Raw genomic sequence first — 24,511 nt, 5'->3', positions numbered from 1 at the left:
TTGATTTTAATTAGTTATTATAGTTAGTTTATTTGATTATATGGAGATCTTCAATTCCTGAAAACTCGGTAGAGGTTTCTCCTAACCAGCCCGCATTCTGGTTTATCCCTGTGTATATTTTAATAAAGTCAACACCTGGAAGTGTTACTTTTTGACCAGTACTGTCTACCGCCCAATCAATATCAAAGTTAGATAGAGTACTACTGTTTACCTGATTGTCCGCATATCCCCAGCCATAAGCGGGAAGTGACCAATACTCATCTTCGCCAACACTTTTGTCTATTACATTTTTAGGCAAAAGAGTTCCGGTAAAGGTTAACTCATTTCCGGTATACCATAAAGGAAAGTAACTGCCCTGATCATGAAATTTATTACGATATACTGCACCTGAATTTCCTTGGCTGTCTTTCCATGTACAATCTCCGCTTAACGGATTAGGACGTGTATATGTGATTGTATATTTTTTAACGGATTTACTGTATTCGCTTCCTGCCAGTTCATACCATTCATCTGCATCGGGTTTTCCGTTTTTGTTCTTATCGTAAGCAACCATTACGATCCCCGGTTCACTGTTATTTGGAAATGCATTTCCGTATACTTTAAAATCTTTTTCTCCTACAATATTTTGTATGGTATGATCAAAGCCTACTACAATGTAACCACCATAACCACCCAGAGAAATCACTCCGTCAGTTCGTCCTGCTACCTGTGCTTCTACTTTACGGATCATCGCTACTGCATCGTCTCCTTTAACATATTGTGGCAGCTCGTTTACAAATTGTCCGGGAGCCGGCATAAACTCAATTACTTTGGTCACGTATTTTGAATAATCTTTTGATCCGGGAGGAGTAATAAACTCCTGACTGTCATCACTGCTGGAACACCCTATAATAATGTTGCCAACCGCTAAAGCAAATACTGCTTTTATTAAATAATTCTGGATTCTGAACGTTTTCATATTTATTTAAGTGTTAGGTTTTATTCAGTTTTTATAAATACAACTGTATTTGGGTTTAATCCAATTTGATTTAATTTAAATTTGAAGAATCCTTTGCTATCAAAGCAAAACACACTTCCCTGTTTGGTAAAATCCAGTGCTTCCGTGATATAAACATCTCCGTTTACGGGATTTACATTAATCCCATAGGGGGTGTTGATCTTTGTATCATCGGCAATAAAATTCTCTTTGATAATGGATTCTGAGATACAGTCAAATACTTTAATCCATGATTTCTTAGTATCGAAGTCATAGTTATAGACATAGGCTATATCTTTATGGATTGTAAAATTCAGTGCTTTAATGTCACTAAAAGTAGTTACCAGTTCATCGATTTTACTATCTATCTTCTGCAACACATAAGGGATTGTTGTATAGTTCCCTCTTGATATTACATAAACATCTCCCTGACTGTCGGCATGAATTCTGGATGGATTTTTCTGTACTTCAATTCGTTTTATTTCTTTGAATGTTTTAGTATCAATAACTGAAACGGTATTGTCATAATTGGGAAAATCGAGTCCTCCGGAATTGGATACATAAATCTTTCCATTTGCAATACATAGTCCATCCGGATTACGTCCTACTTTAACGAATGCTTCTATTTCCAGGGTTGTGGTATCTAATCTGGCAACGGTTCCGTCAAAGGAACAGATATAGGCTTTACCATCAAGAAAATCAATATAACGGGGCTGTCTGCCAATGTGGTTCTCATCGACCATAGGAATTTGTCGTATGGATAAACCGGTTCTGGCATCAATAACATCGATGATATTTGAAACATTGATAATACAGTATAATTTATCTCTATATAACTGTAAATCATTAGCTGTATCTCCTAATCCTCTCTGATTTTTTTCTAAAAAATAATTCTTTTTAAGGACCGCTTCTTTAAAGGAATAATAAGCAATACTGCTATTATTCATACTAAACAGTCCTTCACTACAGATATAAAGTGCAGTAGCTTCATTTTCTGTTCCGGGAGGATTGACCACACTTGGGGGACCTACATATTTATCACTGTCATCACAGGCTGCAACAAAAAACAGGCTGATGAAGAGAAGGAATACTATTATTTTACCGGAAATATACTTCATTTTTTATATTTTAATTATAAGTGTGCCTCGAACGGAACGTCCGGGCATCGGATAGGATTTAACTACTTCATACTGGGAATCAAACAGATTCAGTATTTCTACACTTGAGGAAATATCAACCTTGTCCCATCTGAATTTTTTATTGAACGAAACACTGTGATCTGAATATTTTCCAACATAGTTTTCGGGGATATTCTCTCCGAGTTTGTAACGACTTCCGGAATAAACGGCTGCATAGGAAACGGTAACGAAAGGATTATCAAAGCTGATACGTCCGGAACCGGAATGTTCGGGGGTATAGGCTATTTGATGTTTGTACTGCAATTTCTCTACTTCATCCGTTTTTGAAGTCACATCCCATGCTTTTTGAAGCGTATAGGTTCCAGAGAACGTAATACTGTATTTATCGGACGGTTTTATCTGTGCGTCAAACGTGATATCGGTGCCGTATATATCTACTTTTCCTACATTGACAATTGACCATTTGAATATATTGGCTGAGGGTCTGGCAACAATCTTATCGTTTACGTTATTATAATAGGAATCAATACTTACGGAAATAAAAGGAATATATTTTCCAATACTTTTTACCCAGGTAATCCCTGCATTATATTGTTTTGTAAATTCCGGTTTCAGATCGGGATTTCCTACTTCTGAATAGTACAGATCATTAAAGGTGGGGACTCTGAAAATACTTTTATACATCAGTCGTAAACGCAGATCTTCTTTACGGAACAGTTTATATGAAAAACTCAGAGAGGGAGATAAACGGTTCTGATTCTTACCGCTTTTGCCATAATTAATACTGTGATTGTCCCCTACATTCTTATCATAGTTTACCTGCTCTTCTACGATAGTGGACAAAACATTTCCTAATACGGAAAATCGTTCTGTGGTATATTTGGCAGCAAAGACATTCAGAAAGGAATAACGAGTCGGATAAGCAAAAACTTTCAGGTCGGCATTCATTGTATTAATAGAAGCGTCGGAAGCAATGGATAAGGAAAGGTTCTTAATCGGGTTATATAACAGGGTTCCTGAAAGGTAATATTCCCATTGATAATAATTGTTCTCTTCTTTGCCTCCTGTACCGCGATAACCGGAATCCAAATAACGCTGATAAGCCCAGTTAAATTTGGAATTAGCCTGAACGGACCATTTTTCGTTCAGATCATTTTCATAATGTCCTTGTACAAAGAATGTTTTATCCCATAATCGCTGAATCGGTTCGCTTTCGTTATACCAGATATCTGCTCCGGGCAATCCTCTTTCTGACTGATAGTAATAAGCTTTTGCACGAAACTTACTGTGTTCATTAATATTGTAGAACAATCCTGTTTCTGCACGAAATACTTCTACATCGGAATTGGTTCGTTTGCCTTTTGAAGTTAGGTCTCCGGCGTTTCCAAAATGAGTCGTGTAAGGATATCTTCCGTCAGAATACATATATTCTGCATTAACTGATGTGGACATCTTTTTAGTAATATGGTTTTCAACCAGAAAACGGGGGTTTATCAGACCGAATGAACCTCCTTTAAGTGTAGTTCGAATAGTATATTTTTCGTTTTTTCTGAATTGTGGAGATAAGGTCTGTACGTTTAATACTCCTGCAGAAGCAAATAATCGTGCGGTCTGGAATATATTATCGCTTTGCCCAGCATTTAACGAAATACTTTCAACATTGTCCAGAGAGAATTTCCCCAGATCAATCTGCCCGGTCTGAGCATCGCTTATTGTAATCCCGTCGTAACTGACTGCGGTATGATTTGCTCCAAGGCTTCGTACTGAAATTGTTTTAAGTCCTCCGATTCCTCCATAATCTTTTATCGTAACTCCGGAAAAATACTTAACGGCATCGGATAACTGCAATACATTTAACTTCTCAATAGCATCAGATGTAAGTATCTGCATCGGAGTTGTTGAGCGGGCTGCTCTCTCTTCTGCATACTTTTTTATTATTACTTCTTTCATCTGATGAATACTGTCTGTTTTGTTTTGTGAAAAACAAGCAACGGAAAGAATACTCAGAACAATACTGTAATAAATTTTTGAACTACTAAAATACATTGTGCCATTTTGATATTAAAAAATCAAAAAGCTTTTGTTAGAATAAATATACAGCAGAAATAAAGAAATCTCTCTATCTATGTTATGCTTAAGCTCCATTCCTCGAAAGCTTTAAACTTATTGCTGGATCTCCGTTAAAACTGAAACGGAATCCTTCATTATGGCAGGTATTCTGACTTACTCAACTTTGAACGGCCTTCCCATTTTATAAAACAGTGGCAAAAGAATTGTTCAAAATCATTTTATGAGCATACAGCAGCGGGTCTGTTCAGGATTCTCACCTGATTCCCTTTTATTGCAAATTATCAAAATATATTCTGATAATTTGCAATACCATAATCACTGGCAAAAATACATATTTTTTTAGATAAAGGTCTTTTTAAAGAGAGAAGTATTCGATTTTCAGTACTCAGTCGCAGTTTTCAGTTTTGAATACTGAAAACTAACGATTAAGATGTTCCAGCATATCTGTAGTCATTAAAGCCAGGTCAAAATCGTGATGCCACTGCCAGTCTTTTCTTGCTGATGAGTCATCAATACTCTGCGGCCAGCTGTCTGCTATTTTTTGTCTGAAATCGGGAGAATAACTAATAGTAAATTCGGGAATATGTTTTTTGATTTCTTTTGCAATATCATCGGGAGTGAAGCTCATTCCGGATAAATTATAGGAGGATCTGATCTTTATTTTTTCAGCGGGAGCCTGCATAATGGAAATGGTCGCTTTGATAGCATCATCCATATACATCATAGGAAGTCCTGTGTTTTCAGATAAGAAACATTCATATTTTTTATCCTGTAATGCTTTATAATAAATATCCACAGCATAATCTGTCGTTCCTCCTCCGGGAGGGGTAGACCAGCTTATTAAACCGGGATACCGGATACTTCTTACGTCTACTCCATAATTTTTAAAATAGTATTCACACCATCTTTCTCCGGTCTGTTTACTAATTCCATATACGGTTGAGGGTTCCATTACGGTATACTGCGGAGTATCTATACGGGGAGTTGTTGGTCCGAAAACAGCAATACTTGAAGGCCAGAAGACTTTTTTTATCTTTTTTTCTTTGGCTAAGTTCAGTACATGAAAAAGGGAGTTCATATTTAAATCCCATGCCATTGCCGGATTTTTTTCTGCAGTAGCGGATAGCATCGCTGCCATTAAATAAATCTCATCTACTTTATATTTATCCACTATTTTTTCAATTTGATTATAATCCATTGCGTTGACAACTTCAAAGGGTCCGGAAGCCATCATTTTTGCATTTCCTTCTCTTATATCTGATGCTATTACAGCATCGGAACCATATACACTTCGCAATTTCATGGTCAGCTCTGTTCCAATCTGACCACAGGCTCCGATAATCAAAATAGTGGTATTCATTTAACGGGATTTTAGATGCACAAATATAGTACTTTCACCCTTTAAATAGTGTTACTTTAACAGTGTAAAAAAATTATGATACACCATATTTAGAAGAAAGAACCAAGAGTTAAAAAATAAAAAATTATACAATATTATTAAAAATCTTTATTAGTCTTATAATTAAAGATATTTCATTGAAATTAACGATCAATTAAATGCTAAAACGACCAGATACTGTACAACCAAGTTGCTAATATTATTACGGGTAATAAGATTAAAATGACATTTATTTTAAAATATACTTTTTTACCTTTTATTTTATAATATACTAATTCTGTTGTCAGATATAACAGCCAAATTAAAAAAGTCCCTCCCACATAAAATATCCAGTTTGTCAAATTTGCCATTCCACTTGAGGGACCTCTAACAGGAGTCTGTGTTGCTTCTACAATAGAATTAACAACTATAATTGCTATAATAAGAATCCCTAGTCGGAGACCTATATATTTCCCGTATTTTATTTTATCTATCATGTTTAAATAAAAGTTTTAAAAGAGGTGAAAAGTATTTTAATCCGGTTTTTATATCTCTATTCTTTTTTATTAATCAGAATAAAAATAATAACAACCTACTGAAACTACCAGTATTAAAAGAGAGTTTAAATAGAAAAACGGCATTTTTCGATTGGTTATATAAAGTACTGACTCGGTTATCATAAAGGCAAACCAGCAAAGAAGAAAAACAAACCCTATAAAAGATACAATATTTAATGTGAGAAATAAACTATAGGCATTAAATATACCGGATAGTTTTCCTGTTTTTTTTATCAGATCAATCAGAAAGGGTACACAGATTGAAAAGAAGAAAACTCCAACCAGCAAACTGCCTAACCGAACACTGATATACTTCCATGTCTCTGTTTCTTTATTCTGCTCTTTTTCTAAATGCTCCATTTGTTTTTAGGTAAGATGTAAAATAATGTATTTTTCTTTCTCTTACCAACTTCTATACCAATTTAAAGATGTATTGATATAATTTTATATTTAAAACATATCTTATATAGATATTTTTAGATAAAAAAATCCTTTTACTTATAGCTCCTGATTTATATTTCGCAATACATTTTACCTCTCATTTAAAACATTTTACAATATTAAAAATATTCCTTTGTAACTTTGTGGCACTAAATGAAACTGAAATGAAACTGAAACTACTATATTTTACTGCTTTTTTGGGACTATTGATCTCCTGTAAAGATAATTCAAAAGAAAAAGAGGCAGAGAATTTAAGAGCTAGTCAGAAACAGGATTCTATTTTTAACAATATTAATACTGCATGGCAGTTTTCCAACAAGCCTTTTAATCCTACAACTCAGTCTATTGTCAATAACTGGAATGATTGGAAAAGTTTTCAGTCTGAATTAGTTCAGAAGCCAAAAAGTACGATCAGTGCTTTTCAGCAGAAAGCAAAAGCAATTGCGATTAAGGCAGATCAACTGAATAAAAATATTCCGGAAACCTTTAATATACCTCCAATCAGAAGCAGAATAACAGCATTGGTAACTAAAATAAAAGCACTGGAAACCTTTATCAGCCTGGATAATATCCCTGATAAAAAAATAATTACGCTGATATCTGATATTAATACTGAAATTGTAGCTTTACAGGAACAAATGCAAATCACAACCATGAGAGCAAACTCTCATCTTGAAGAAGGTGAGGCTGAAATGCTGAAATCATTGGCGGATACTTTAGCTCAGAAAGGAAAGTAAAGAGTTCTCAGTGATTAGTACACAGTAATCAGTTCCCAATATTCAGTACACAGTATTCAAAACTATCAACTATCCAAAGCTAAAATACCACCTCGCCTTTCAGGGACCCCTCAAGAGGGGAATTTATCGTCATTTCACTTTTTACATTTTACAAAAACGATCAACTAAAATAACTTTAAGGCTTTAATCTTCTAAAAACTTATATTTGTAAAAAAAAACAAAATCTTGAGTAAGTCAGTTATCCTTAATCAATACGATCGGTCTTCAAAAGTTATTCAGATTGCTGAAAGTCTGGAAAAACAAGAGCAGAAAATCCATATTAAAGGACTTGTTGGTTCCTCCTTTTCATTTATTGTACAATCACTTTTTAAGAAAACGGAAAAACCTTTTCTGCTAATCCTTCAGGATAAAGAGGAAGCGGCTTATTATCTGAATGATCTGGAACAAATGATCGGTGAACAGGATGTATTATTCTATCCGGGTTCTTATCGTCGTCCTTATCAGATAGAAGAAACGGATAATGCTAATGTTCTGCTTCGTGCTGAGGTTCTGAACCGAATCAATTCCAGAAAAAAACCGGCAATTATTGTTACCTACCCGGAAGCTCTTTTTGAAAAGGTAGTGACCCGAAAAGAACTGGACAAAAACACATTGAAAGTAGCGGTTGGCGATGCTATTTCAATCGATTTTATCAATGAAGTATTATTTGAATATCAGTTCAAAAGAGTTGATTTTGTTTCGGAACCAGGAGAATTTTCTGTTCGTGGAGGAATTATAGATGTATTTTCTTTTTCTAATGATAATCCTTATCGTATTGAGTTTTTTGGTAATGAGGTAGATTCTATCCGAGATTTTGATGTGGAAACACAATTGTCACTGGATAAACAAAAAAAAATAACAATTATTCCTAATGTGGAACATAAGCTCCTACAAACTAATAGAGAAAGTTTTTTAGATTATATCAGTGAAAATACAATTCTCTTTATTCAGAACAGTGATCTTTTATTCAATCAGTTAGACAAACTCTTCGAAAAAGCATATGAAGCCTTTGATAAATTATCTAAAGAAATCAAACATGCTACACCGGAAGAATTGTTTTTAAATCAGAAAGCATTTATAAAAAAATCACTGGACTTTTCAATTGTTGAATTAAGCACCAAGAATCTTTACTCTACTCAAAAAACATTTGAATTTTATATATTACCTCAACCCTCTTTTAATAAACAGTTCGATCTGTTGCTTAATAACTTAAAGGAAAACCGTCTGGACAATATAAAGAACTATCTATTCTGTTCTAATGACCAGCAGGCAAAACGTTTCACTGATATTTTCGAATCTCTGGATGAAGAAAAAGAGGAAGATGTTAGCAAACAATATAAAACAATTGTTTTTCCTCTTTATCAGGGATTTATTGATGAAGAACTTCAGATTGCCTTTTATACAGATCATCAGATCTTTGAACGTTATCATAAATTCAATGTTAAAAATGGATATTCAAAAAAGCAAACTATAACCTTAAAGGAATTGACCACCCTGTCCGTTGGGGATTATGTTACTCATATTGACCATGGCATCGGGAAATTCGGTGGCTTACAGAAAATCGAGGTAGAAGGTAAAATGCAAGAAGCCATCAAGCTGGTTTATGCCGATAATGATATTGTATATGTAAGTATCCATTCCTTACATAAAATCTCTAAATATAATGGTAAAGATGGTACTCCGCCTAAGATTTACAAACTAGGTTCTAATGCCTGGAAAGCGTTAAAACAAAAAACAAAGGCAAGGGTTAAACATATTGCCTTTAACCTGATCCAGCTATATGCCAAGAGAAGACTGGAAAAAGGATTTCAATATGCTCCGGATAGTTATTTACAGAATGAACTGGAATCTTCTTTTATTTATGAAGATACTCCGGATCAGATAAAATCCACTCAGGAAGTAAAAGCAGATATGGAAAGCAACAGACCAATGGATCGTCTGGTTTGCGGTGATGTTGGTTTTGGAAAAACAGAAGTTGCTATTCGTGCAGCATTTAAGGCTGTCGATAACGGAAAACAGGTTGCTGTTCTGGTTCCTACCACCATTCTGGCTTTTCAACATCATAAAACATTTACGGAACGTTTAAAAGATATGCCGGTAACCATCGGTTACCTCAATCGTTTCAGAACGGCAAAACAAAAAGCTGAAACCATAAAGAATCTTGCGGAAGGAAAACTGGATATTGTTATTGGTACGCATCAGCTGGTCAATAAAAATGTTGTTTTCAAAGATCTGGGATTACTGATCGTTGATGAGGAGCAAAAATTTGGGGTCAATGTTAAGGACAAACTGAAAACAATAGCCCAAAATGTGGATACGCTGACTTTAACGGCTACTCCTATCCCGAGAACACTACAGTTCTCTCTGATGGCTGCACGTGACTTATCGGTTATTACAACTCCTCCGCCCAATCGTTACCCGATAGAGACTAATGTAATCGGCTTTAATGAAGAAACGATCCGTGATGCTGTTTCGTATGAAATTCAGCGTGGTGGACAAGTATTCTTTATCAATAACCGAATTGAAAATATTAAGGAAGTAGCAGGAATGATCCAACGACTGGTTCCAGGTGCAAGAATAGGTATCGGCCATGGGCAAATGGATGGTAAAAAACTGGAAGAACTGATGCTTGCCTTTATGAACGGAGATTTTGATGTACTGGTTGCAACAACTATTATTGAAAGCGGACTGGATGTACCTAATGCCAACACAATCTTCATTAATAATGCAAATAATTTTGGTCTATCCGATCTACATCAGATGCGCGGACGTGTAGGGCGAAGTAACAAAAAAGCATTCTGTTATTTTATTACACCTCCTCATTCTGTAATGACTGATGATGCCCGAAAACGTATTCAGGCACTAGAACAGTTCAGTGAATTGGGAAGTGGATTTAATATTGCCATGAAGGATCTTGAAATCCGCGGTGCCGGAGATCTGCTGGGTGGTGAACAAAGTGGATTTATCAACGAAATTGGTTTTGATACTTATCAGAAGATCATGAATGAAGCAATCGAGGAACTAAAGGAAAATGAGTTTAAGGATCTTTATGCTGAAGAGAAAAATGGTACATCGAAGGAATATGTAAAAGAGATACAGATTGATTCTGACTTTGAACTATTATTCCCAGATGATTATATCAACAATATCTCGGAAAGACTGAACCTCTATAATGAACTGAGCTCTATTAAAAATGAAGAGAATTTACTTTCTTATGAAAAGAAACTAATCGACCGTTTTGGAGCTTTACCAAAACCCGCCATTGCTTTACTGGACAGTATTCATATCAAATGGATCGCTATACAGATGGGAATTGAAAAACTGGTATTCAAGCATCATAAAATGGTTGGGTATTTTGTAGCGGATCAGCAATCTGAATATTATCAGTCCGGTACTTTCCATAAAGTGTTACAGTTCGTTCAGAAATATCCGAACATCTGTAAAATGAAAGAGAAACAAACAAAGAAAGGACTGCGTCTTCTGCTGACCTTCGAAAATGTAAAATCAATCAAAAAAGCACTGGAGTTAATGGAAATGATGAAAAATATTTAAAACAATCTTTTAGTAGAGCCGCACAGCTGTGCGGCTCTACTAAAAGATTGTTTTAAATATTATCTATAAACTTTTCATATCCTTAATAACTCTGAAAGCAATATCTACTTCTTCTTCACTCACTAAAATGGTAAACTCATTAGAGGTAGAGATAACTTCGTTAATTATAATTCCTTCCCACGCCAGACGCTGAAAGATAAAATAATAGATTCCCGGAACCGAAATGTTTTCTTTTGGGAGTTTTACTGTAATGGAAGCCAGATCATCCAGCCTCTGTATCAATTTTTCGTTTTTGAAATGTTTATCTACCAAATGACTTACTGATTCACTTACTACAATATTCGTCTCTCCTACTCCTCTTGAGGAAGTATAAAAGATATCAGAATGATCGTTAATCTCAGAAATCAAATCAGCTTGAGAATTCAATATAGTATCCGAAACTCCGTACGTATAGTCTATCAAAGAGGAGCGAACGGTTATTTCTCCTATATTCTTTAAAACTTTTAAAATTTTATGATTCAATCTAAAATCCAAATCTTCTGAAAGCCGTTTCAATGCCATTACAATAGCGCCCTGTTTTACTTCTTTACCTAATTCCTGTTCTAATTCAGGTATCATATTGCGTGACAAAGAGGTTAGATTAATGATTCCCTGTGACAACGCACTTAGTAAGAAAGGCTTTGTTTTGATGTAATGTTCTACTACTGATGAAATCGTTTTCATAAATAATGATTTTTATAACTCGTTAAAATAACACGAATTTAATTAAATAAACAAAATGTTACATGTGTAACATTGTTAAAAATGATAGAATGCATCTGTTAAATGTTCTATTTTGTATTTTCTGCCTTCTTTATGTATAGCAATAATGTCAAATCGCACTTCTATTTCTAAATTTTTCTGATTTACATATTGATTGACTGCTTTTACTAAAAGCTTTATTTTCTTGGGATTTACAAAATCCTGTGGGTTACCAAAATCCAGTGATGAGCGGGTCTTTACTTCTACAACTGCTAATATTCCTTCTTTCTGAGCTATTATGTCAATTTCTGCTTTCCGGAAAACCCAATTCTTTTCTACAATAGTATATCCTCGCTCCTGTAAATAATCTGCTGCCAATTTTTCTCCTAATTTTCCCAGATCATTATGTTCAGCCATATTTATTCTTTTATTTTCAGAATACTTCCGGTTTCATTTACTTCCAGCACTACTTCTTTTCCAAGTGGTATTGCTCTGTTATCTTTTATATGTCCTGCAGGGAAATCAAAACCAATTGGAAAATCATACTCTGCTGTGATCTCCTGTATAATTTCCATCGCGTTTTTCCCCCATGGGATTTCATTATCGTGCATATCTGTCATTCCGCCTACAATGAGACCTTTCAAACCATTAAAACAACCATTCCGTTTCAGATTCATCATCATTCGATCCACATGATACAGATATTCATCTAAGTCTTCAATAAACAGAATTTTACCTCGACAGTCTATTTCTGATTTTGAACCCAATAAACTGTATAGCACAGATAAATTCCCTCCTACAATTTCTCCTTCTGCTTTCCCTAGACGATTATAACTGCTATAAAAGAACTCATATTTCAGAGGTTCTCCGAATAATGCTTTTTTCAAAGTCTCTTTTGAATCTTCACAAGTACTCATCACATTTATAGGCATGATTGCATGTATTGAAGCTACTCCTATATTGTGAACATGATTGTGTAAAACGGTTATATCACTAAAACCAATAATCCATTTAGGTTGCTTTTTAAAATGTGTAAAATCGACAAGATCAATCATTTTTACAGTTCCATATCCACCTCTGACACACCAAATTGCTTTGATCTCAGGATTATCAATCATTTGCTGAAAATCGGCTGCTCGTTCTATATCGGTTCCGCCCAACTGATTATTTTCTAATCCTATCGTTTTTCCTATGATTACTTTCAACCCCCAGTTTTCTAATAATTCCATGGCAGGCTGTAAATCTTCCAGTACGTATTTTCTGGCAGTTGCTACAATAGCGACAGAGTCTCCTTTATGTAAATAATTTGGTATGATCATTTTTTCCTGTGCAATGGTGGTATTGAAATGTAAAATAATAATAAAAAAGAAAACTACCTTCTTTTCTAAAAGTTTTTTGAAAAAAAACAATATAAATACTTCTTTTTTCATCAATTCTTTTCTAGAAATATTAGTGTAAACAAATTTAATCATTTAAATCTTTAATAAATCAACGAATTCTCAATTTTTATCTCATTATCAATCCTATTCCTTATTTTTGCACTATATATAAAGAAATCAAATGTTACAAAATCCAAAAAGATACACGATTACGGCAGCTTTGCCTTATACAAATGGTCCGATACACATTGGTCATTTAGCAGGTGTTTATGTTCCTGCAGACATTTATGCACGTTACTTGAGATTACAAGGTAAAGATGTTGCTTTTATCGGTGGAAGTGATGAACATGGTGTAGCTATTTCGATGAAAGCGAAAAAAGAAGGTATTACTCCAAGGGAAATCATTGATAAATACCATGCGATCATAAAAAAATCTTTTGAAGATTTTGGGGTTTCTTTTGACAATTATTCCCGGACATCTGAAAAGATCCATTATGACACTGCTTCTGAGTTTTTTCTGAAATTATACAACGATGGGAAATTCATCGAAGAGGTGACAGAACAGCTATATGATGAAAAAGCAAACCAGTTTCTGGCAGATCGTTTCGTAATCGGAACTTGTCCAAAATGCGGTAATGAAGAGGCTTATGGGGATCAGTGTGAAAAATGTGGTTCTTCCCTGAATGCAACAGATTTAATCAACCCTAAATCGACTATAACAGGCAGTATTCCTACTTTAAAATCAACAAAACACTGGTTCTTACCTCTGGATCAGTATGATGTTTTTTTAAGAGAGTGGATCCTGGAGGGTCATAAAAACGACTGGAAACCAAATGTATACGGTCAGGTAAAATCATGGCTGGATGATGGTCTAAAACCTCGTGCAGTAACCAGAGATCTGGATTGGGGAATCCCTGTACCGGTTAAAGGTGCTGAAGGAAAAGTATTGTATGTATGGTTTGATGCTCCTATCGGTTATATTTCTTCTACTAAGGAATGGGCAAAAAGAGAAGGAAAAGACTGGACTCCTTACTGGAAAGACCCAGAAACCAAACTGGTACATTTTATAGGTAAAGATAATATTGTTTTTCACTGTGTTATCTTCCCAGCAATGTTAAAGGCGGAGGGAAGCTATATATTACCGGATAATGTTCCTGCTAATGAATTCCTTAATTTAGAAGGAAATAAACTGTCCACTTCAAAAAACTGGGCAGTATGGCTGCATGAATATTTAGAAGAATTCCCGGGAAAACAGGATGTTTTGCGTTATGCTTTAACGGCTAATGCTCCGGAAACAAAAGATAATGACTTTACCTGGAAAGATTTTCAGGCAAGAAATAACAATGAACTGGTTGCTATTTTTGGCAACTTCATTAACCGTGTTGTGGTTTTAACAAACAAATATTATGAAGGTGTTGTACCACAACCCAATGAATTCAATGAAGTAGACGAAGCAACTTTAACTGAATTAAAAGCTTATCCTACTGTAATTGCAAGTTCACTGGAACGTTACCGATTCAGAGAGGCTTTAGGTGAAGTAATGAATGTAGCCAGATTAGGAAATAAATATCTGGCAGATGAAGAGCCGTGGAAAGTAATTAAAGATAACCCAGAAAGAGTAAAAACACAAATGTATGTGGCATTACAGATAGCGGGTGCTTTAAGTGTTCTTGCAGAACCTTTCTTGCCTTTTACTACCGCTAAACTGAAAAATATTTTGAAACAGGATAATTCTGTTTCATGGAACAGTATTTCAAATACTTCTGATCTGATTCCAGCTAAACACCAGATCGGTGAAGCTGAATTATTGTTTGCAAAAATCGAAGATGAAGAGGTACAGAGACAAATAGACAAACTGGAAGCAACAAAAAAATCAAATAGTGCAGAAAACAGAATCGTAACTCCTCAAAAGGAAACAACTACTTTTGAAGATTTCTCAAAACTGGATCTGAGAGTAGGAACCATCATAGAAGCGGAAAAAATGCCAAAAGCAAATAAACTGCTTGTTCTGAAAATTGACACCGGTATTGATGTTCGTACTATTGTTTCAGGTATTGCAGAAAGTTTTACCCCAGAGGAGATCATTGGTAAAAGAGTAACGGTTTTAGCTAATCTGGCACCAAGAAACTTACGTGGAACAGAAAGTCAGGGAATGATATTAATGACGCAAAATGCAGAAGGTAAACTGGTCTTCGTTAATCCGGATGCAGAAAATGTCGGAAACGGGGAAACTATAAATTAGATTTTTTTAATAACACCCAAAGTTTAAAACTTTGGGTGTTATAATATATATAGTACAATGAATATAAAAGTTATTGCATTTGATGCAGATGACACCCTTTGGGTTAATGAACCTTATTTTCAGGAAACAGAAGAAAAATTCTGTGTTTTAATGGAGGATTATTTATCTCATCAGGGGTTATCACAGGAACTATTTAAAATTGAAATTGAGAATCTGCCATTATATGGCTACGGAATCAAAGGATATATTCTTTCCATGATTGAAGCTGCTATGAAAATCTCTAATAATACGCTGAATATTGAGTGTATTGAGAAGATCATTCAGCTTGGAAAAGAACTACTGGAAAAACCTATTGAACTACTGGACGGTGTAGAAGAAACTCTGGAAATATTAAAAGGAGAATATCGTTTAGTCGTTGCTACTAAAGGAGATTTGAAAGACCAACACAGAAAACTACATGATTCTGGCTTAGGTCATTATTTTCATCATATTGAAGTGATGTCTGATAAACAGGAAATCGATTATAAAAAACTAATTAACCGACTGGACATTAGACCAGAAGAATTTTTTATGATCGGAAATTCACTGAAATCTGATATTTTACCGGTTCTGGAAATAGGTGGTTATGCTGTACATATTCCTTTTCACACTACTTGGGAACATGAACGTATCAATCATAAAGTGGAACATCCTAAATTTAAAATGATAGAAAAAATCAATAATATATTGCCTCTTTTACTAAGATGATACAAAAATTAGATATTTCAAACTGGAATAGAAAAGAACATTTTGAGTTTTTCAGAAAATTTGATGAGCCTTTTTTCGGAATGGCTGCAAATATTGACTGTACTAAAGCTTATGTTGCTTCAAAAGAACAGGGAGTTTCTTTCTTCACTTATTATATGCATAAGACCTTAGTTGCAGTACATGCCATTGAACCTTTTCGTTATCGCATCAGTGGAGAAGATATTCTTATTTTTGACCGAATTGATGTTTCTTCAACCATCTTGAGAGAGGATACTACTTTTGGATTTTCTTTAATTGAATACTCGGAAGACATCAAAATATTTGCAGAAGCAACTCAAAAAGAAATTGAACGAGTTCGCAATACACCCGGACTTATTACAAGAGATTTTAGTGCTATTAATCATATTCATTTTTCTTCTGTGCCATGGGTTCATTTTACCTCCCTGTCACACGCAAGAAACTTTTCTTTTCCGGATAGCTGTCCAAAAATCTCTTTTGGAAAAATGATTACAGATGAAAACGGAAATAAACAGTTCCCTATCTCTGTTCATGTGCATCATGCTTTAATGGATGGGTATCATCTGGGACAATTTATAGAGTATTTTCAAAAACTGATGAATTCATAATATATTCGTACTTTTAAATTTAAGACTCAAATAAATGATCCGTTAAACAATTCTCCACATACAAACAACATTATGTTTTCCGCTAAAAAATAAATTTAGCAAAAGGTTCTTTCTGAACTTTCGATATTCTGTATCTTTTACAGAGCATAAATAAGCTAATTATTATTATTCTGTTTCTGTTTTTACAGGCCAAAATGCTTCTGTATACTTATTAATGAAAAATACATTAAAAAAGTTATTTGTTTTGTATAATTACTTCTTTTTTTAATTGAATTTCCTCAGATCAGGGAAACCTGCTATTCTCCATATTTAGTTTTTTATTTTTTTTTAATACAAGTGCAATAAATTGAACTATGAGTTGTGTGTATTGTAAATAAGACAGGTTTATTGTGTTATTTGTAGTAAAAAATTTAAAATAAAACATAAATTAACATAACTTAGCAGACTCAAAATAAACACAGAAATAATTCTTTATCTATAATTATGAAAAAAAACATCCTCTCTTTACTCTTTCTATTATTCTGCACAAATTCTTTTTCACAAAATATTCTAAACGCCCATTCTTTTTCATTAAACTCAAGATGGAATAATTACAAAGAAGTCTTTCCTATTGTTAATGAAGAAAATCAAAAGATTGTCTTATTGATAGGTGATAAAAAGAAGTATACGATTTACAAGTATCTACCAAATTTCAAAATTATTGATTCTATGTTCATCGAAAAGCCTTCTAAAAGATTTAGCCTTATTGGCAGTGCAATAAGTGATGCTAATGCTAATTATAGTGTTTATTCTGCCACCTCTAATTATTCCGAAATACATTCTGAAACATTTAATTTCAAAACAAAGAAAACCTCTTCGGTAACAATAAAACTACCATTAAAAGAAGAAAACATTTTACAAAGTTTCAATCAAAACAATAATTTTTATTTATTGAGCCTTTTAAAAAACAAAAATCAGATGAAACTATATTCTTTTGATGATACAGGTCATTATACAGAACATCCCTTAGATTTTTCTTCTTTCTCTTTTGTTAATTCAAAACATCAACAAATTTCATTAGATCAGGTCTTCAATATGGGAACTACTCCTACTTTAAGCATTGAAAAAATGAATCTTCAAAGTCCTAATTCTCTTTCTAAAGCTGCCAAAACAAAAAAAATGTATTCCATAGATAATCAACTAATTCTTACTTTTGATTATTCTCCAGACTATACGCAAGCTTTTGTTATAAATTTAAACACCTACTCTGTTACTGAAAAAAAATTCATACAACCTAAATTAAAAACAACCGGAACGGAAACTTCTATAAAATCTAATTCTTTTTTATCTAAAAACAAACTCTATCAAATCATCTCCAGTAAAGAAGATTTAGTTTTTTCTGTAAAAGACTACAATGAGGAAACAATCCTTAAAGAATATTATATTGGGAAAAACGACACTATAAATTTTAAAAACTCTGATATAATACAGAAAAATGGTTTTCTTAGCTCTAATAGAAATTTAAAAACAACTAATCAGTTTTTAAAAAAGATTATCACACTAAATGTTGCCGTTACTGTTTATGAAACTCCTCAAGATATTATTGTGAAAATTGGCAGTACACGAACCCCTTCTGCATCTATCTCCTCTACAGGAAAAGCATTAGGAATGACGGGATCCAAATCAGCAAAAGCAATTATAAATGCGCCTGTCAGCTCTAATTTTAATACCCCTTCTCATAACTACAAATCTTATATTAATAAAAAAAGTGTTTACATTGACTGTTTATTTGATAAAAACATGAATCATAAACCTACTGAAATAAAGCCTATTGCTTTTGATAAAATTAATCAGTTTTATCGAAATGAAAAATCTCTGATTTCTGCTAAAACGATTTTTAAACATAATGATACTTTTGTAATAGGTTACTATGACACCTATGATGAAAAATATATTTTAAGAAAGTTTATGGATTAAAATTTTATTCTGTCTGGTTCCAAATTAAGTTGACTAATGTATACAAATCTACGTTTATCCTTAGAGGCTGTCTAAAAAAGGCAGCCTCTTTTAGGAATGGAATGATGACAAAGAAACCTATAAATCTAACTTTTTAAATAGTTCTATCCTTTCTCAAAAGAATAAAGAAAATAACTTACTTTTATAATTGAAAAACAATCCCGTGATTATGAGAAAGAATATTTCCCTTTTATTATTCTTAGTGTTCTGTATCTCTTCTTATTCACAAGAAATTTTAAACACTCATTCAGTTCTATTAAAATCGAAATGGAAAACTTACCAGGAGGCTTTCCCTCTTGTTAATGAAACAACTTCAGAAACAGCTTTATTAATTGGTAATGAGAATAGCTTTATTACTTATCTGTACAATCCCGATTTTATAATTACTGATTCTATACAATTTAAAAAAACCACTGATAAATTCAGTGTTATTGGTGCCACGGTAAACAATAACAATTACAGAATCTATTCATCTACCCCAGATTATTCTGAAATTCATTCTGAAACCTTTAATTTCAAAACAAAACAGACTTCTTCTGTAACATTAAAACTTCCTTTAAAAAGGGAAACCGTCTTACAAAGTTTTACTCAAAACAATCAGTTCTATGTATTGAGTCTTCTGAAAAAGAAAAATCAGATGAAACTCTATACTTTTAATGAGACTGATCAGTATGTAGAACATATCTTAGACTTTTCTTCTTTTTCTTTTGTTTCTTCAAAAAGCAAAACAATAACTCTGGATAAAATATTTACTACCGGAATTGATCCGGATCTGTCTATTGAAAAAATAGATTCGCAGTCTCCCAGCGCACTTTCTAATGCTGCTAAAACAAGAAAAATGTATTCTGCAGACCGTCAGCTGATTCTTACTTTTGATCATTTACTGAATTTCACTCAGACATTTGTAATCGATCTTAACGATTATACTGTTACTGAAAAACTATTTTCACAGCCTAAACTAAAATCTGAATCTGATAATTCTTCTGCTAAGAGTAATTCTTTTTTTTATAAACAAAAACTTTACCAGTTAAAATCCAACAAAGAGAATATGGCTTTCTCTGTTAAAGACTTCGATAACAAAGAAGTTATAAAAGAATACCATATAAATAAAGAGGATACAATCAACTTCCGAAATTCGAATATAATAGAGGAAGGCGGCGTTTCTTCTTCTAATCTGAGCTTACAGACTACAGATCATTTTTTAAAAAAGATTACTGCTATGAATGTCGCTCTGTCAGTTTATGAAACACCACAGGACATAATCGTAACTATTGGCGGAATACAGCAAAACACTGGTTCTTTTTCCGGAGGACGAGCTGTCAGTATTGGTTTTGGTTTTGGGATATCCAATTCCGGATCAGGTGTTGGAATATTTATCGGTCCTAATTTCCACAGTACTTCTAGCAATTACAATAATTATATTAATGGAAAAAGTGTTTATTTTGATGGTTTATTTGATGAAAACATGAATCATAAACCTTTTGAAGTAGAACCTATTGCTTTTGATAAAATAGATCGATTTTATGACACCTATCAACATCAGATATTTGCTCAAACCGTTTTTAAATATAAAGACCATTTTATCATAGGGTATTATGATATTAACGATCAAAAATATGTTTTAAGAAAGTTCATGGATTAGATTTTTTTCTTAAGGGGTATACATCTTCTGCAGTTCCTTTATAAATGAAAATATATAAACTTAATTAATCAATAACGAAGACTAGAGTTTGCTCTACAGGTGCCCACTCGTAGATAAATTTAGCATGTGAGGTCGCGTTTCGAACACACATATGGGATCGGGGTGTCGTACCTAAAGACCAACTGAATTCAACAGGTTTCTTTTTCGGTTCATCTATCGGAACTCCATGAAGATAAGCCCCATTAGAAAAACGGCTTGCATAAGGCGCAAACCCACCTATTTCATGAGATCCATCTGCCAGATAAACCATTCTGGGAATTTTTCCCTGAATAACAAAAAGTCCTAATGGTGTCGGACGCTTATAAGGTGGTTTATGTAAACCTGTAGTAGCAGGATTCATGCTTCTGATAAGCCATTTTGTCTCTAATCTTTCCAGTGTAGCTATATTCTGATTCGTTCTATCAATAAAAATGACTTTATTAAATGATATAGTATCATGAATTACCTTAATATACTTTTTAGGAACCATCCACTCTCCTTCAAAATTTACAGTTGCTACCTTAGCAAAATCCATACTATCTTTTATATACCTTACCAGAGAGCCATCTCTTCCATAACGTTCTGCAATACTGTTTCTCGGCAGAAATAAAGGTACAGACTGGTATTGTTCAACATCATAATTGTCTGCTATATGATTATATTCGTTTATATGAGAGTTCTTTACAGGTGCAGCCACTCCGTTTCTGTTCTTATTATTCTGAAGGATAGCCCAAATAGCTGGAGCACTATCAATTGAATCTACCAGAAACAATCCTTTTCGTATTTTATCCCACTGAAATACACGAATCGTATCTTTATAAGGATAGTTGTCTGCTAGTGTGTGCTGGTCGTAAAGAAGGTCTTTTTCTATTACAATATCTTCAGGAGGAACTAATCGAACTTTATCCATTTTCGATTTAAATTCTGTTTCTGCAAAGTCTTTTTTCCCGTTTTTTAAGTTACAGGAAATTAAAAAATATAAACTGACAACAAGAAAAGCGAAATTCGTTTTCATAATAATTCAGTTTTAATTGCATCACATAAAGATACCATTTATTTTTAAGATAAAAACAAGATATTACTATTCAAACATCTTGTATTGACTATTTTTCTCTTCTTCCATTAAAACAATCTTTCCTGTCTCTATATCAATTTTATATTTCCTCCAGAAGACAAAATCTGTTCCTTCCTCATCATTCACTACTTTTAACAAAAACAATTCTAAATTTGAATCTATATAATAATAACCTGTTAAAGCAGATGCTTCTGAATATTTATTTTTATGAATTATGATATGATCGGTTATCTGACCTTCTTTTTCAACTAACAGATTTACTTCTTCCTCATAATAAACTACATTAGGATCTGCTGGTTTTACTTTTATAAAAAGCCGGATATCTCCACTATTTCCGATAACTACTTTCTGATTTCCTAAATCAAAAAGTTTTTCATACTTAAATGTAAGTTCTGACAACACACATCTTTTATTATCCTGAGCTATTTGCTCTTCTGTTCTGTCATAAAGAGTTCCTTCTGTATAAACACAGGTTTCATGTATCTCTTTCACAAAACTTTTGTTCCGAATTATCGAATCTCCACTATATAAACTGTTGATATAAACTGTTTTTTCTGCATTCTGATCCTCTTTTATTTGTTGCACAGAATCTGATATAATCTCTTTTGTTTTCTCTGTTTTAGCAGTACAGGAAAACAAAAAAAAACTCAATATTATTATACTATATTTCATTATTTATTATTTTAATTCTACTTTTAAAACTTCTTTGATATCTTCTACGTGGTTTATAAATTCCATAATCAGGGAAAGAACCTGTGCCATTTCATTTTTATTTCTAAAACTCTTTAGCTTATTGTTTTTCACAAAAGTAGTTTTTCTCCATCGTTATTGTTCTCCTGCTGTAAGAGTATTTATTATTTCTTTACACTATAACTCCTCAAGGGAATCCAACAGAACAACAACTTGCTAATCTTGAAGAAAAAATAGCTACTTTAAAAAGCAATCCGTAAAAATGTAATTTACTGCATTTCTATCAGTCATGACAGAAACACAGTAAAAAACATAATAAGAAACGTAATAATTTGTGTTTCTACGGGTATATGAAATTTTATTTCCCTAACAACAATACTTCGGTCATCAGAATTTCGGTTACATAACGCTTCTCTCCTGTTTTACTTTCATATTCTCTGTGTACTAATCGTCCTTCTATTGCAACTTCTTTTCCTTTTGCAACATATTTCTCTATGATTTCTGCGATTTTCCCCCATGCTTTTACATAATGCCACTGGGTATCTTCTACTTTTTCTCCTTTTTCATTTTTATAGCTTTCGTTTGTTGCTATGCTGAAAGTTACTAATTTTTTCCCATCTTCGAATGTTCTGACCTCCGGGTCATTTCCTACATTCCCTATTAACTGAACTCTGTTTCTTAATGCATTCATGGCGTATAAAATTTAATGGTTAATGTTATCTGCTGATTCTCTTTCAAATCAACACTGCAAAGATTCGAAAATCCCACTACTTTATTCGGTTGTTAATCAATTCCTTTCGTTTATAGTTGTTTGTAACCGTTTGTAAATGGATAATGTTTTTTTCGTACCTTTAGCAAAAAGTTGTTTTTATGCAAACGGAAATCAAAAAAGTTGAGTTAAGAAACTTAAAAATAAAAGATTATAAAGAGTTAAAGAACTCAATGATGGAAGCCTATAACGGGCTTAAAGAATCATATTGGGAAGAGAAAGAGATCAAAAAACTACTTTCTATTTTTCCAGAAGGACAACTGGTGATTTTAGTGGATGATAAAGTCGTGGGATCTGCATTGTCTTTAATTGTTGATTACAGAAAAGCAAGTGTTGTTCATACTTATGAGAAAATAACTGGTAGTTATACCTTCTCAACACATGATGATCAGGGAGATGTATTATACGGTATTGATGTTTTTATTCATCCAAAATACAGAGGTCTTCGTCTGGGAAGACGTTTATATGAAGCACGAAAAGAATTATGTGAACAACTAAACCTGAGATCGATCATATTCGGAGGGCGAATTCCAAAATATTCAGAATATGCTGATGAACTTACTCCTAAACAATATATTGAAAAAGTAAAGACAAAAGAATTATATGATCCGGTACTTTCTTTTCAGTTGAGCAATGAATTCCACGTAATGAAAGTAATGAAAAATTATCTGGAAGGGGATGCCGGCTCACAGGATTATGCCGTATTACTGGAATGGAATAATATCTATTATGATAAAAGCCCGAAACTGATCAACACTACAAAAAGTGTTATCCGAATCGGATTGATTCAATGGCAGATGCGTCCGTTAAATAATCTGGAAGCTTTATTTGAACAGTCTGAATTTTTTATTGACGCTGTTTCTGATTATGGAAGTGATTTTGCACTGTTTCCGGAATTATTTGTTGCTCCATTAATGGCAGATTATAACCATTTATCGGAAGCAGATGCAATCCGCGAAATCGCAAAATATACGGATACAATCCGAAAACGATTCCAGGAATTTGCCATATCTTATAATATCAATATTATAACCGGAAGTATGCCTTATATGGAAGATAATATATTGTATAATGTAGGCTTTTTATGCAAACGTGATGGTACTTCTGAAATGTATACCAAGATTCATATTACACCTAACGAAACGCTACACTGGGGAATGCAGGGAGGTTCTGAAATTAAAACCTTTGATACAGACTGCGGTAAAATAGGTATTATGATCTGTTATGATGTAGAGTTTCCGGAATTATCAAGACTAATGTCAGATGAAGGTATGGACATTCTTTTTGTTCCTTTCTTAACAGATACTCAAAACGGTTATACCCGTGTAAAACACTGTGCTCAGGCACGTGCTATAGAAAATGAATGTTATGTGGCGATTGCAGGATGTGTGGGGAATTTACCAAAGGTAAACAATATGGATATTCAGTATGCTCAGGCAGCTGTATTTACTCCCTCTGATTTTGCCTTTCCTTCTAACGGAATTAAGGCGGAAGCTACTCCTAATACTGAAATGACTATTATTGTGGATGTAGATTTAGATTTGCTGAAAGAATTACATGAACACGGAAGTGTCCGAATTTTAAAAGACAGAAGACACGACCTATATCAAATCAAAAAAATGAAATCCTAAGTTAGAGAAAAGAATTAAAAAGAAAGAGTCAAGAAAGAAGAACTTA

Annotated in this window: 21 protein-coding genes and 1 riboswitch; of the genes, 8 read left to right on the top strand and 13 right to left on the bottom strand. The window is 33.4% G+C overall.

The genetic code is table 11. The features are described from left to right. Positions 1-28: 28 nt before the first annotated feature. From AC4FQX_RS06725 to AC4FQX_RS06700, 6 genes are all read right to left on the bottom strand, one after another. Positions 29-958 carry a PKD domain-containing protein gene (locus AC4FQX_RS06725; RefSeq protein ID WP_491166912.1) on the bottom strand — a complete coding sequence of 310 codons (930 nt, stop codon included), beginning with the start codon at positions 956-958 and terminating at the stop codon, positions 29-31. A gap of 20 nt (positions 959-978) precedes the next feature. Next, positions 979-2,094, bottom strand: a complete 1,116-nt coding sequence (locus AC4FQX_RS06720) for a DUF5074 domain-containing protein (protein WP_491166911.1) — start codon at positions 2,092-2,094, stop codon at positions 979-981. Positions 2,095-2,097: 3 nt separating this feature from the next. Next, entirely contained in the window at positions 2,098-4,161 is a 2,064-nt protein-coding gene (locus AC4FQX_RS06715; RefSeq protein WP_491166910.1) for a TonB-dependent receptor plug domain-containing protein, read from the bottom strand. 145 nt (positions 4,162-4,306) lie between these two features. Further along, a riboswitch (cobalamin riboswitch) is annotated at positions 4,307-4,514 on the bottom strand. Positions 4,515-4,603: 89 nt separating this feature from the next. Beyond that, the gene (locus tag AC4FQX_RS06710; RefSeq protein ID WP_491166909.1) at positions 4,604-5,545 is read right to left on the bottom strand and encodes an L-threonine 3-dehydrogenase; all 942 of its coding nucleotides are present in this window, start codon (positions 5,543-5,545) and stop codon (positions 4,604-4,606) included. Positions 5,546-5,745: 200 nt separating this feature from the next. Then, on the bottom strand, positions 5,746-6,060 hold the full coding sequence (locus tag AC4FQX_RS06705) for a hypothetical protein (RefSeq protein WP_491166908.1): 315 nt from the start codon (positions 6,058-6,060) through the stop codon (positions 5,746-5,748). Positions 6,061-6,129: 69 nt separating this feature from the next. Continuing rightward, positions 6,130-6,480, bottom strand: a complete 351-nt coding sequence (locus AC4FQX_RS06700; protein ID WP_491166907.1) for a hypothetical protein — start codon at positions 6,478-6,480, stop codon at positions 6,130-6,132. A 245-nt stretch (positions 6,481-6,725) separates the two neighbouring features. Here AC4FQX_RS06700 and AC4FQX_RS06695 point away from each other — a divergent pair, with 245 nt between their 5' ends. Both AC4FQX_RS06695 and mfd read left to right on the top strand, forming a co-directional pair. Continuing rightward, entirely contained in the window at positions 6,726-7,298 is a 573-nt protein-coding gene (locus AC4FQX_RS06695; protein ID WP_491166906.1) for a hypothetical protein, read from the top strand. Between the two features lie 273 nt (positions 7,299-7,571). Next, entirely contained in the window at positions 7,572-10,889 is a 3,318-nt protein-coding gene (gene mfd, locus AC4FQX_RS06690; protein WP_491167151.1) for a transcription-repair coupling factor, read from the top strand. A 63-nt stretch (positions 10,890-10,952) separates the two neighbouring features. Here the strand turns inward: mfd and AC4FQX_RS06685 are convergent, their stop codons facing one another. The 3 genes from AC4FQX_RS06685 to AC4FQX_RS06675 form a co-directional block, all read right to left on the bottom strand. Further along, complete coding sequence (locus AC4FQX_RS06685; RefSeq protein ID WP_491166905.1) at positions 10,953-11,612, bottom strand: aspartate kinase; 660 nt, start codon at positions 11,610-11,612, stop codon at positions 10,953-10,955. A gap of 75 nt (positions 11,613-11,687) precedes the next feature. Further along, on the bottom strand, positions 11,688-12,047 hold the full coding sequence (locus AC4FQX_RS06680) for a YraN family protein (RefSeq protein ID WP_491166904.1): 360 nt from the start codon (positions 12,045-12,047) through the stop codon (positions 11,688-11,690). A 2-nt stretch (positions 12,048-12,049) separates the two neighbouring features. Beyond that, the gene (locus AC4FQX_RS06675) at positions 12,050-13,060 is read right to left on the bottom strand and encodes a S66 peptidase family protein (RefSeq protein WP_491166903.1); all 1,011 of its coding nucleotides are present in this window, start codon (positions 13,058-13,060) and stop codon (positions 12,050-12,052) included. Between the two features lie 130 nt (positions 13,061-13,190). Between AC4FQX_RS06675 and metG the strand changes: the two genes are divergently transcribed. From metG to AC4FQX_RS06650, 5 genes are all read left to right on the top strand, one after another. After that, positions 13,191-15,251, top strand: coding sequence for a methionine--tRNA ligase (gene metG / locus AC4FQX_RS06670; RefSeq protein ID WP_491166902.1), 2,061 nt, complete (start codon positions 13,191-13,193; stop codon positions 15,249-15,251). Positions 15,252-15,308: 57 nt separating this feature from the next. After that, complete coding sequence (locus AC4FQX_RS06665; protein ID WP_491166901.1) at positions 15,309-15,998, top strand: HAD family hydrolase; 690 nt, start codon at positions 15,309-15,311, stop codon at positions 15,996-15,998. After that, the gene (locus AC4FQX_RS06660; RefSeq protein ID WP_491166900.1) at positions 15,995-16,624 is read left to right on the top strand and encodes a CatA-like O-acetyltransferase; all 630 of its coding nucleotides are present in this window, start codon (positions 15,995-15,997) and stop codon (positions 16,622-16,624) included. Before AC4FQX_RS06665 ends, AC4FQX_RS06660 begins: the two co-directional genes overlap by 4 nt. Positions 16,625-17,107: 483 nt before the next feature. Then, entirely contained in the window at positions 17,108-18,580 is a 1,473-nt protein-coding gene (locus tag AC4FQX_RS06655; RefSeq protein WP_491166899.1) for a hypothetical protein, read from the top strand. 208 nt (positions 18,581-18,788) lie between these two features. After that, positions 18,789-20,261, top strand: coding sequence for a hypothetical protein (locus AC4FQX_RS06650; protein WP_491166898.1), 1,473 nt, complete (start codon positions 18,789-18,791; stop codon positions 20,259-20,261). Between the two features lie 64 nt (positions 20,262-20,325). Here AC4FQX_RS06650 and AC4FQX_RS06645 read toward each other — a convergent pair whose 3' ends face one another. From AC4FQX_RS06645 to AC4FQX_RS06630, 4 genes are all read right to left on the bottom strand, one after another. After that, positions 20,326-21,315: a L,D-transpeptidase gene (locus AC4FQX_RS06645; protein WP_491166897.1), complete on the bottom strand. Its 990-nt coding sequence runs from the start codon at positions 21,313-21,315 to the stop codon at positions 20,326-20,328. A gap of 66 nt (positions 21,316-21,381) precedes the next feature. Next, the gene (locus AC4FQX_RS06640) at positions 21,382-22,047 is read right to left on the bottom strand and encodes a hypothetical protein (RefSeq protein ID WP_491166896.1); all 666 of its coding nucleotides are present in this window, start codon (positions 22,045-22,047) and stop codon (positions 21,382-21,384) included. Between the two features lie 6 nt (positions 22,048-22,053). Beyond that, positions 22,054-22,179 (bottom strand): hypothetical protein, encoded by a 126-nt coding sequence (locus AC4FQX_RS06635; protein ID WP_491166895.1) that lies wholly within the window; start codon positions 22,177-22,179, stop codon positions 22,054-22,056. A gap of 244 nt (positions 22,180-22,423) precedes the next feature. Then, the gene (locus tag AC4FQX_RS06630) at positions 22,424-22,756 is read right to left on the bottom strand and encodes a single-stranded DNA-binding protein (protein ID WP_491166894.1); all 333 of its coding nucleotides are present in this window, start codon (positions 22,754-22,756) and stop codon (positions 22,424-22,426) included. 179 nt (positions 22,757-22,935) lie between these two features. On the opposite strand from AC4FQX_RS06630, the gene AC4FQX_RS06625 reads away from it, so the two are divergent. Further along, a complete protein-coding gene (locus AC4FQX_RS06625) occupies positions 22,936-24,465 on the top strand; it encodes a GNAT family N-acetyltransferase (RefSeq protein ID WP_491166893.1) in 1,530 nt (509 codons plus the stop codon). The last annotated feature ends 46 nt before the right edge of the window (positions 24,466-24,511 follow it).

The sequence above is a fragment of the Flavobacterium sp. AK-301 genome, from assembly GCF_058310215.1.
This window is presented reverse-complemented; position numbering and strand designations above follow the sequence as displayed.

Coding starts and splice junctions, on each gene's coding strand:
- AC4FQX_RS06725 (WP_491166912.1), bottom strand. CDS start 958: ATGAAAACGTTCAGAATCCAGAATTATTTAATAAAAGCAGTATTTGCT.
- AC4FQX_RS06720 (WP_491166911.1), bottom strand. CDS start 2,094: ATGAAGTATATTTCCGGTAAAATAATAGTATTCCTTCTCTTCATCAGC.
- AC4FQX_RS06715 (WP_491166910.1), bottom strand. CDS start 4,161: ATGTATTTTAGTAGTTCAAAAATTTATTACAGTATTGTTCTGAGTATT.
- AC4FQX_RS06710 (WP_491166909.1), bottom strand. CDS start 5,545: ATGAATACCACTATTTTGATTATCGGAGCCTGTGGTCAGATTGGAACA.
- AC4FQX_RS06705 (WP_491166908.1), bottom strand. CDS start 6,060: ATGATAGATAAAATAAAATACGGGAAATATATAGGTCTCCGACTAGGG.
- AC4FQX_RS06700 (WP_491166907.1), bottom strand. CDS start 6,480: ATGGAGCATTTAGAAAAAGAGCAGAATAAAGAAACAGAGACATGGAAG.
- AC4FQX_RS06695 (WP_491166906.1), top strand. CDS start 6,726: ATGAAACTGAAACTACTATATTTTACTGCTTTTTTGGGACTATTGATC.
- AC4FQX_RS06685 (WP_491166905.1), bottom strand. CDS start 11,612: ATGAAAACGATTTCATCAGTAGTAGAACATTACATCAAAACAAAGCCT.
- AC4FQX_RS06680 (WP_491166904.1), bottom strand. CDS start 12,047: ATGGCTGAACATAATGATCTGGGAAAATTAGGAGAAAAATTGGCAGCA.
- AC4FQX_RS06675 (WP_491166903.1), bottom strand. CDS start 13,060: ATGAAAAAAGAAGTATTTATATTGTTTTTTTTCAAAAAACTTTTAGAA.
- metG (WP_491166902.1), top strand. CDS start 13,191: ATGTTACAAAATCCAAAAAGATACACGATTACGGCAGCTTTGCCTTAT.
- AC4FQX_RS06665 (WP_491166901.1), top strand. CDS start 15,309: ATGAATATAAAAGTTATTGCATTTGATGCAGATGACACCCTTTGGGTT.
- AC4FQX_RS06660 (WP_491166900.1), top strand. CDS start 15,995: ATGATACAAAAATTAGATATTTCAAACTGGAATAGAAAAGAACATTTT.
- AC4FQX_RS06655 (WP_491166899.1), top strand. CDS start 17,108: ATGAAAAAAAACATCCTCTCTTTACTCTTTCTATTATTCTGCACAAAT.
- AC4FQX_RS06650 (WP_491166898.1), top strand. CDS start 18,789: ATGAGAAAGAATATTTCCCTTTTATTATTCTTAGTGTTCTGTATCTCT.
- AC4FQX_RS06645 (WP_491166897.1), bottom strand. CDS start 21,315: ATGAAAACGAATTTCGCTTTTCTTGTTGTCAGTTTATATTTTTTAATT.
- AC4FQX_RS06640 (WP_491166896.1), bottom strand. CDS start 22,047: ATGAAATATAGTATAATAATATTGAGTTTTTTTTTGTTTTCCTGTACT.
- AC4FQX_RS06630 (WP_491166894.1), bottom strand. CDS start 22,756: ATGAATGCATTAAGAAACAGAGTTCAGTTAATAGGGAATGTAGGAAAT.
- AC4FQX_RS06625 (WP_491166893.1), top strand. CDS start 22,936: ATGCAAACGGAAATCAAAAAAGTTGAGTTAAGAAACTTAAAAATAAAA.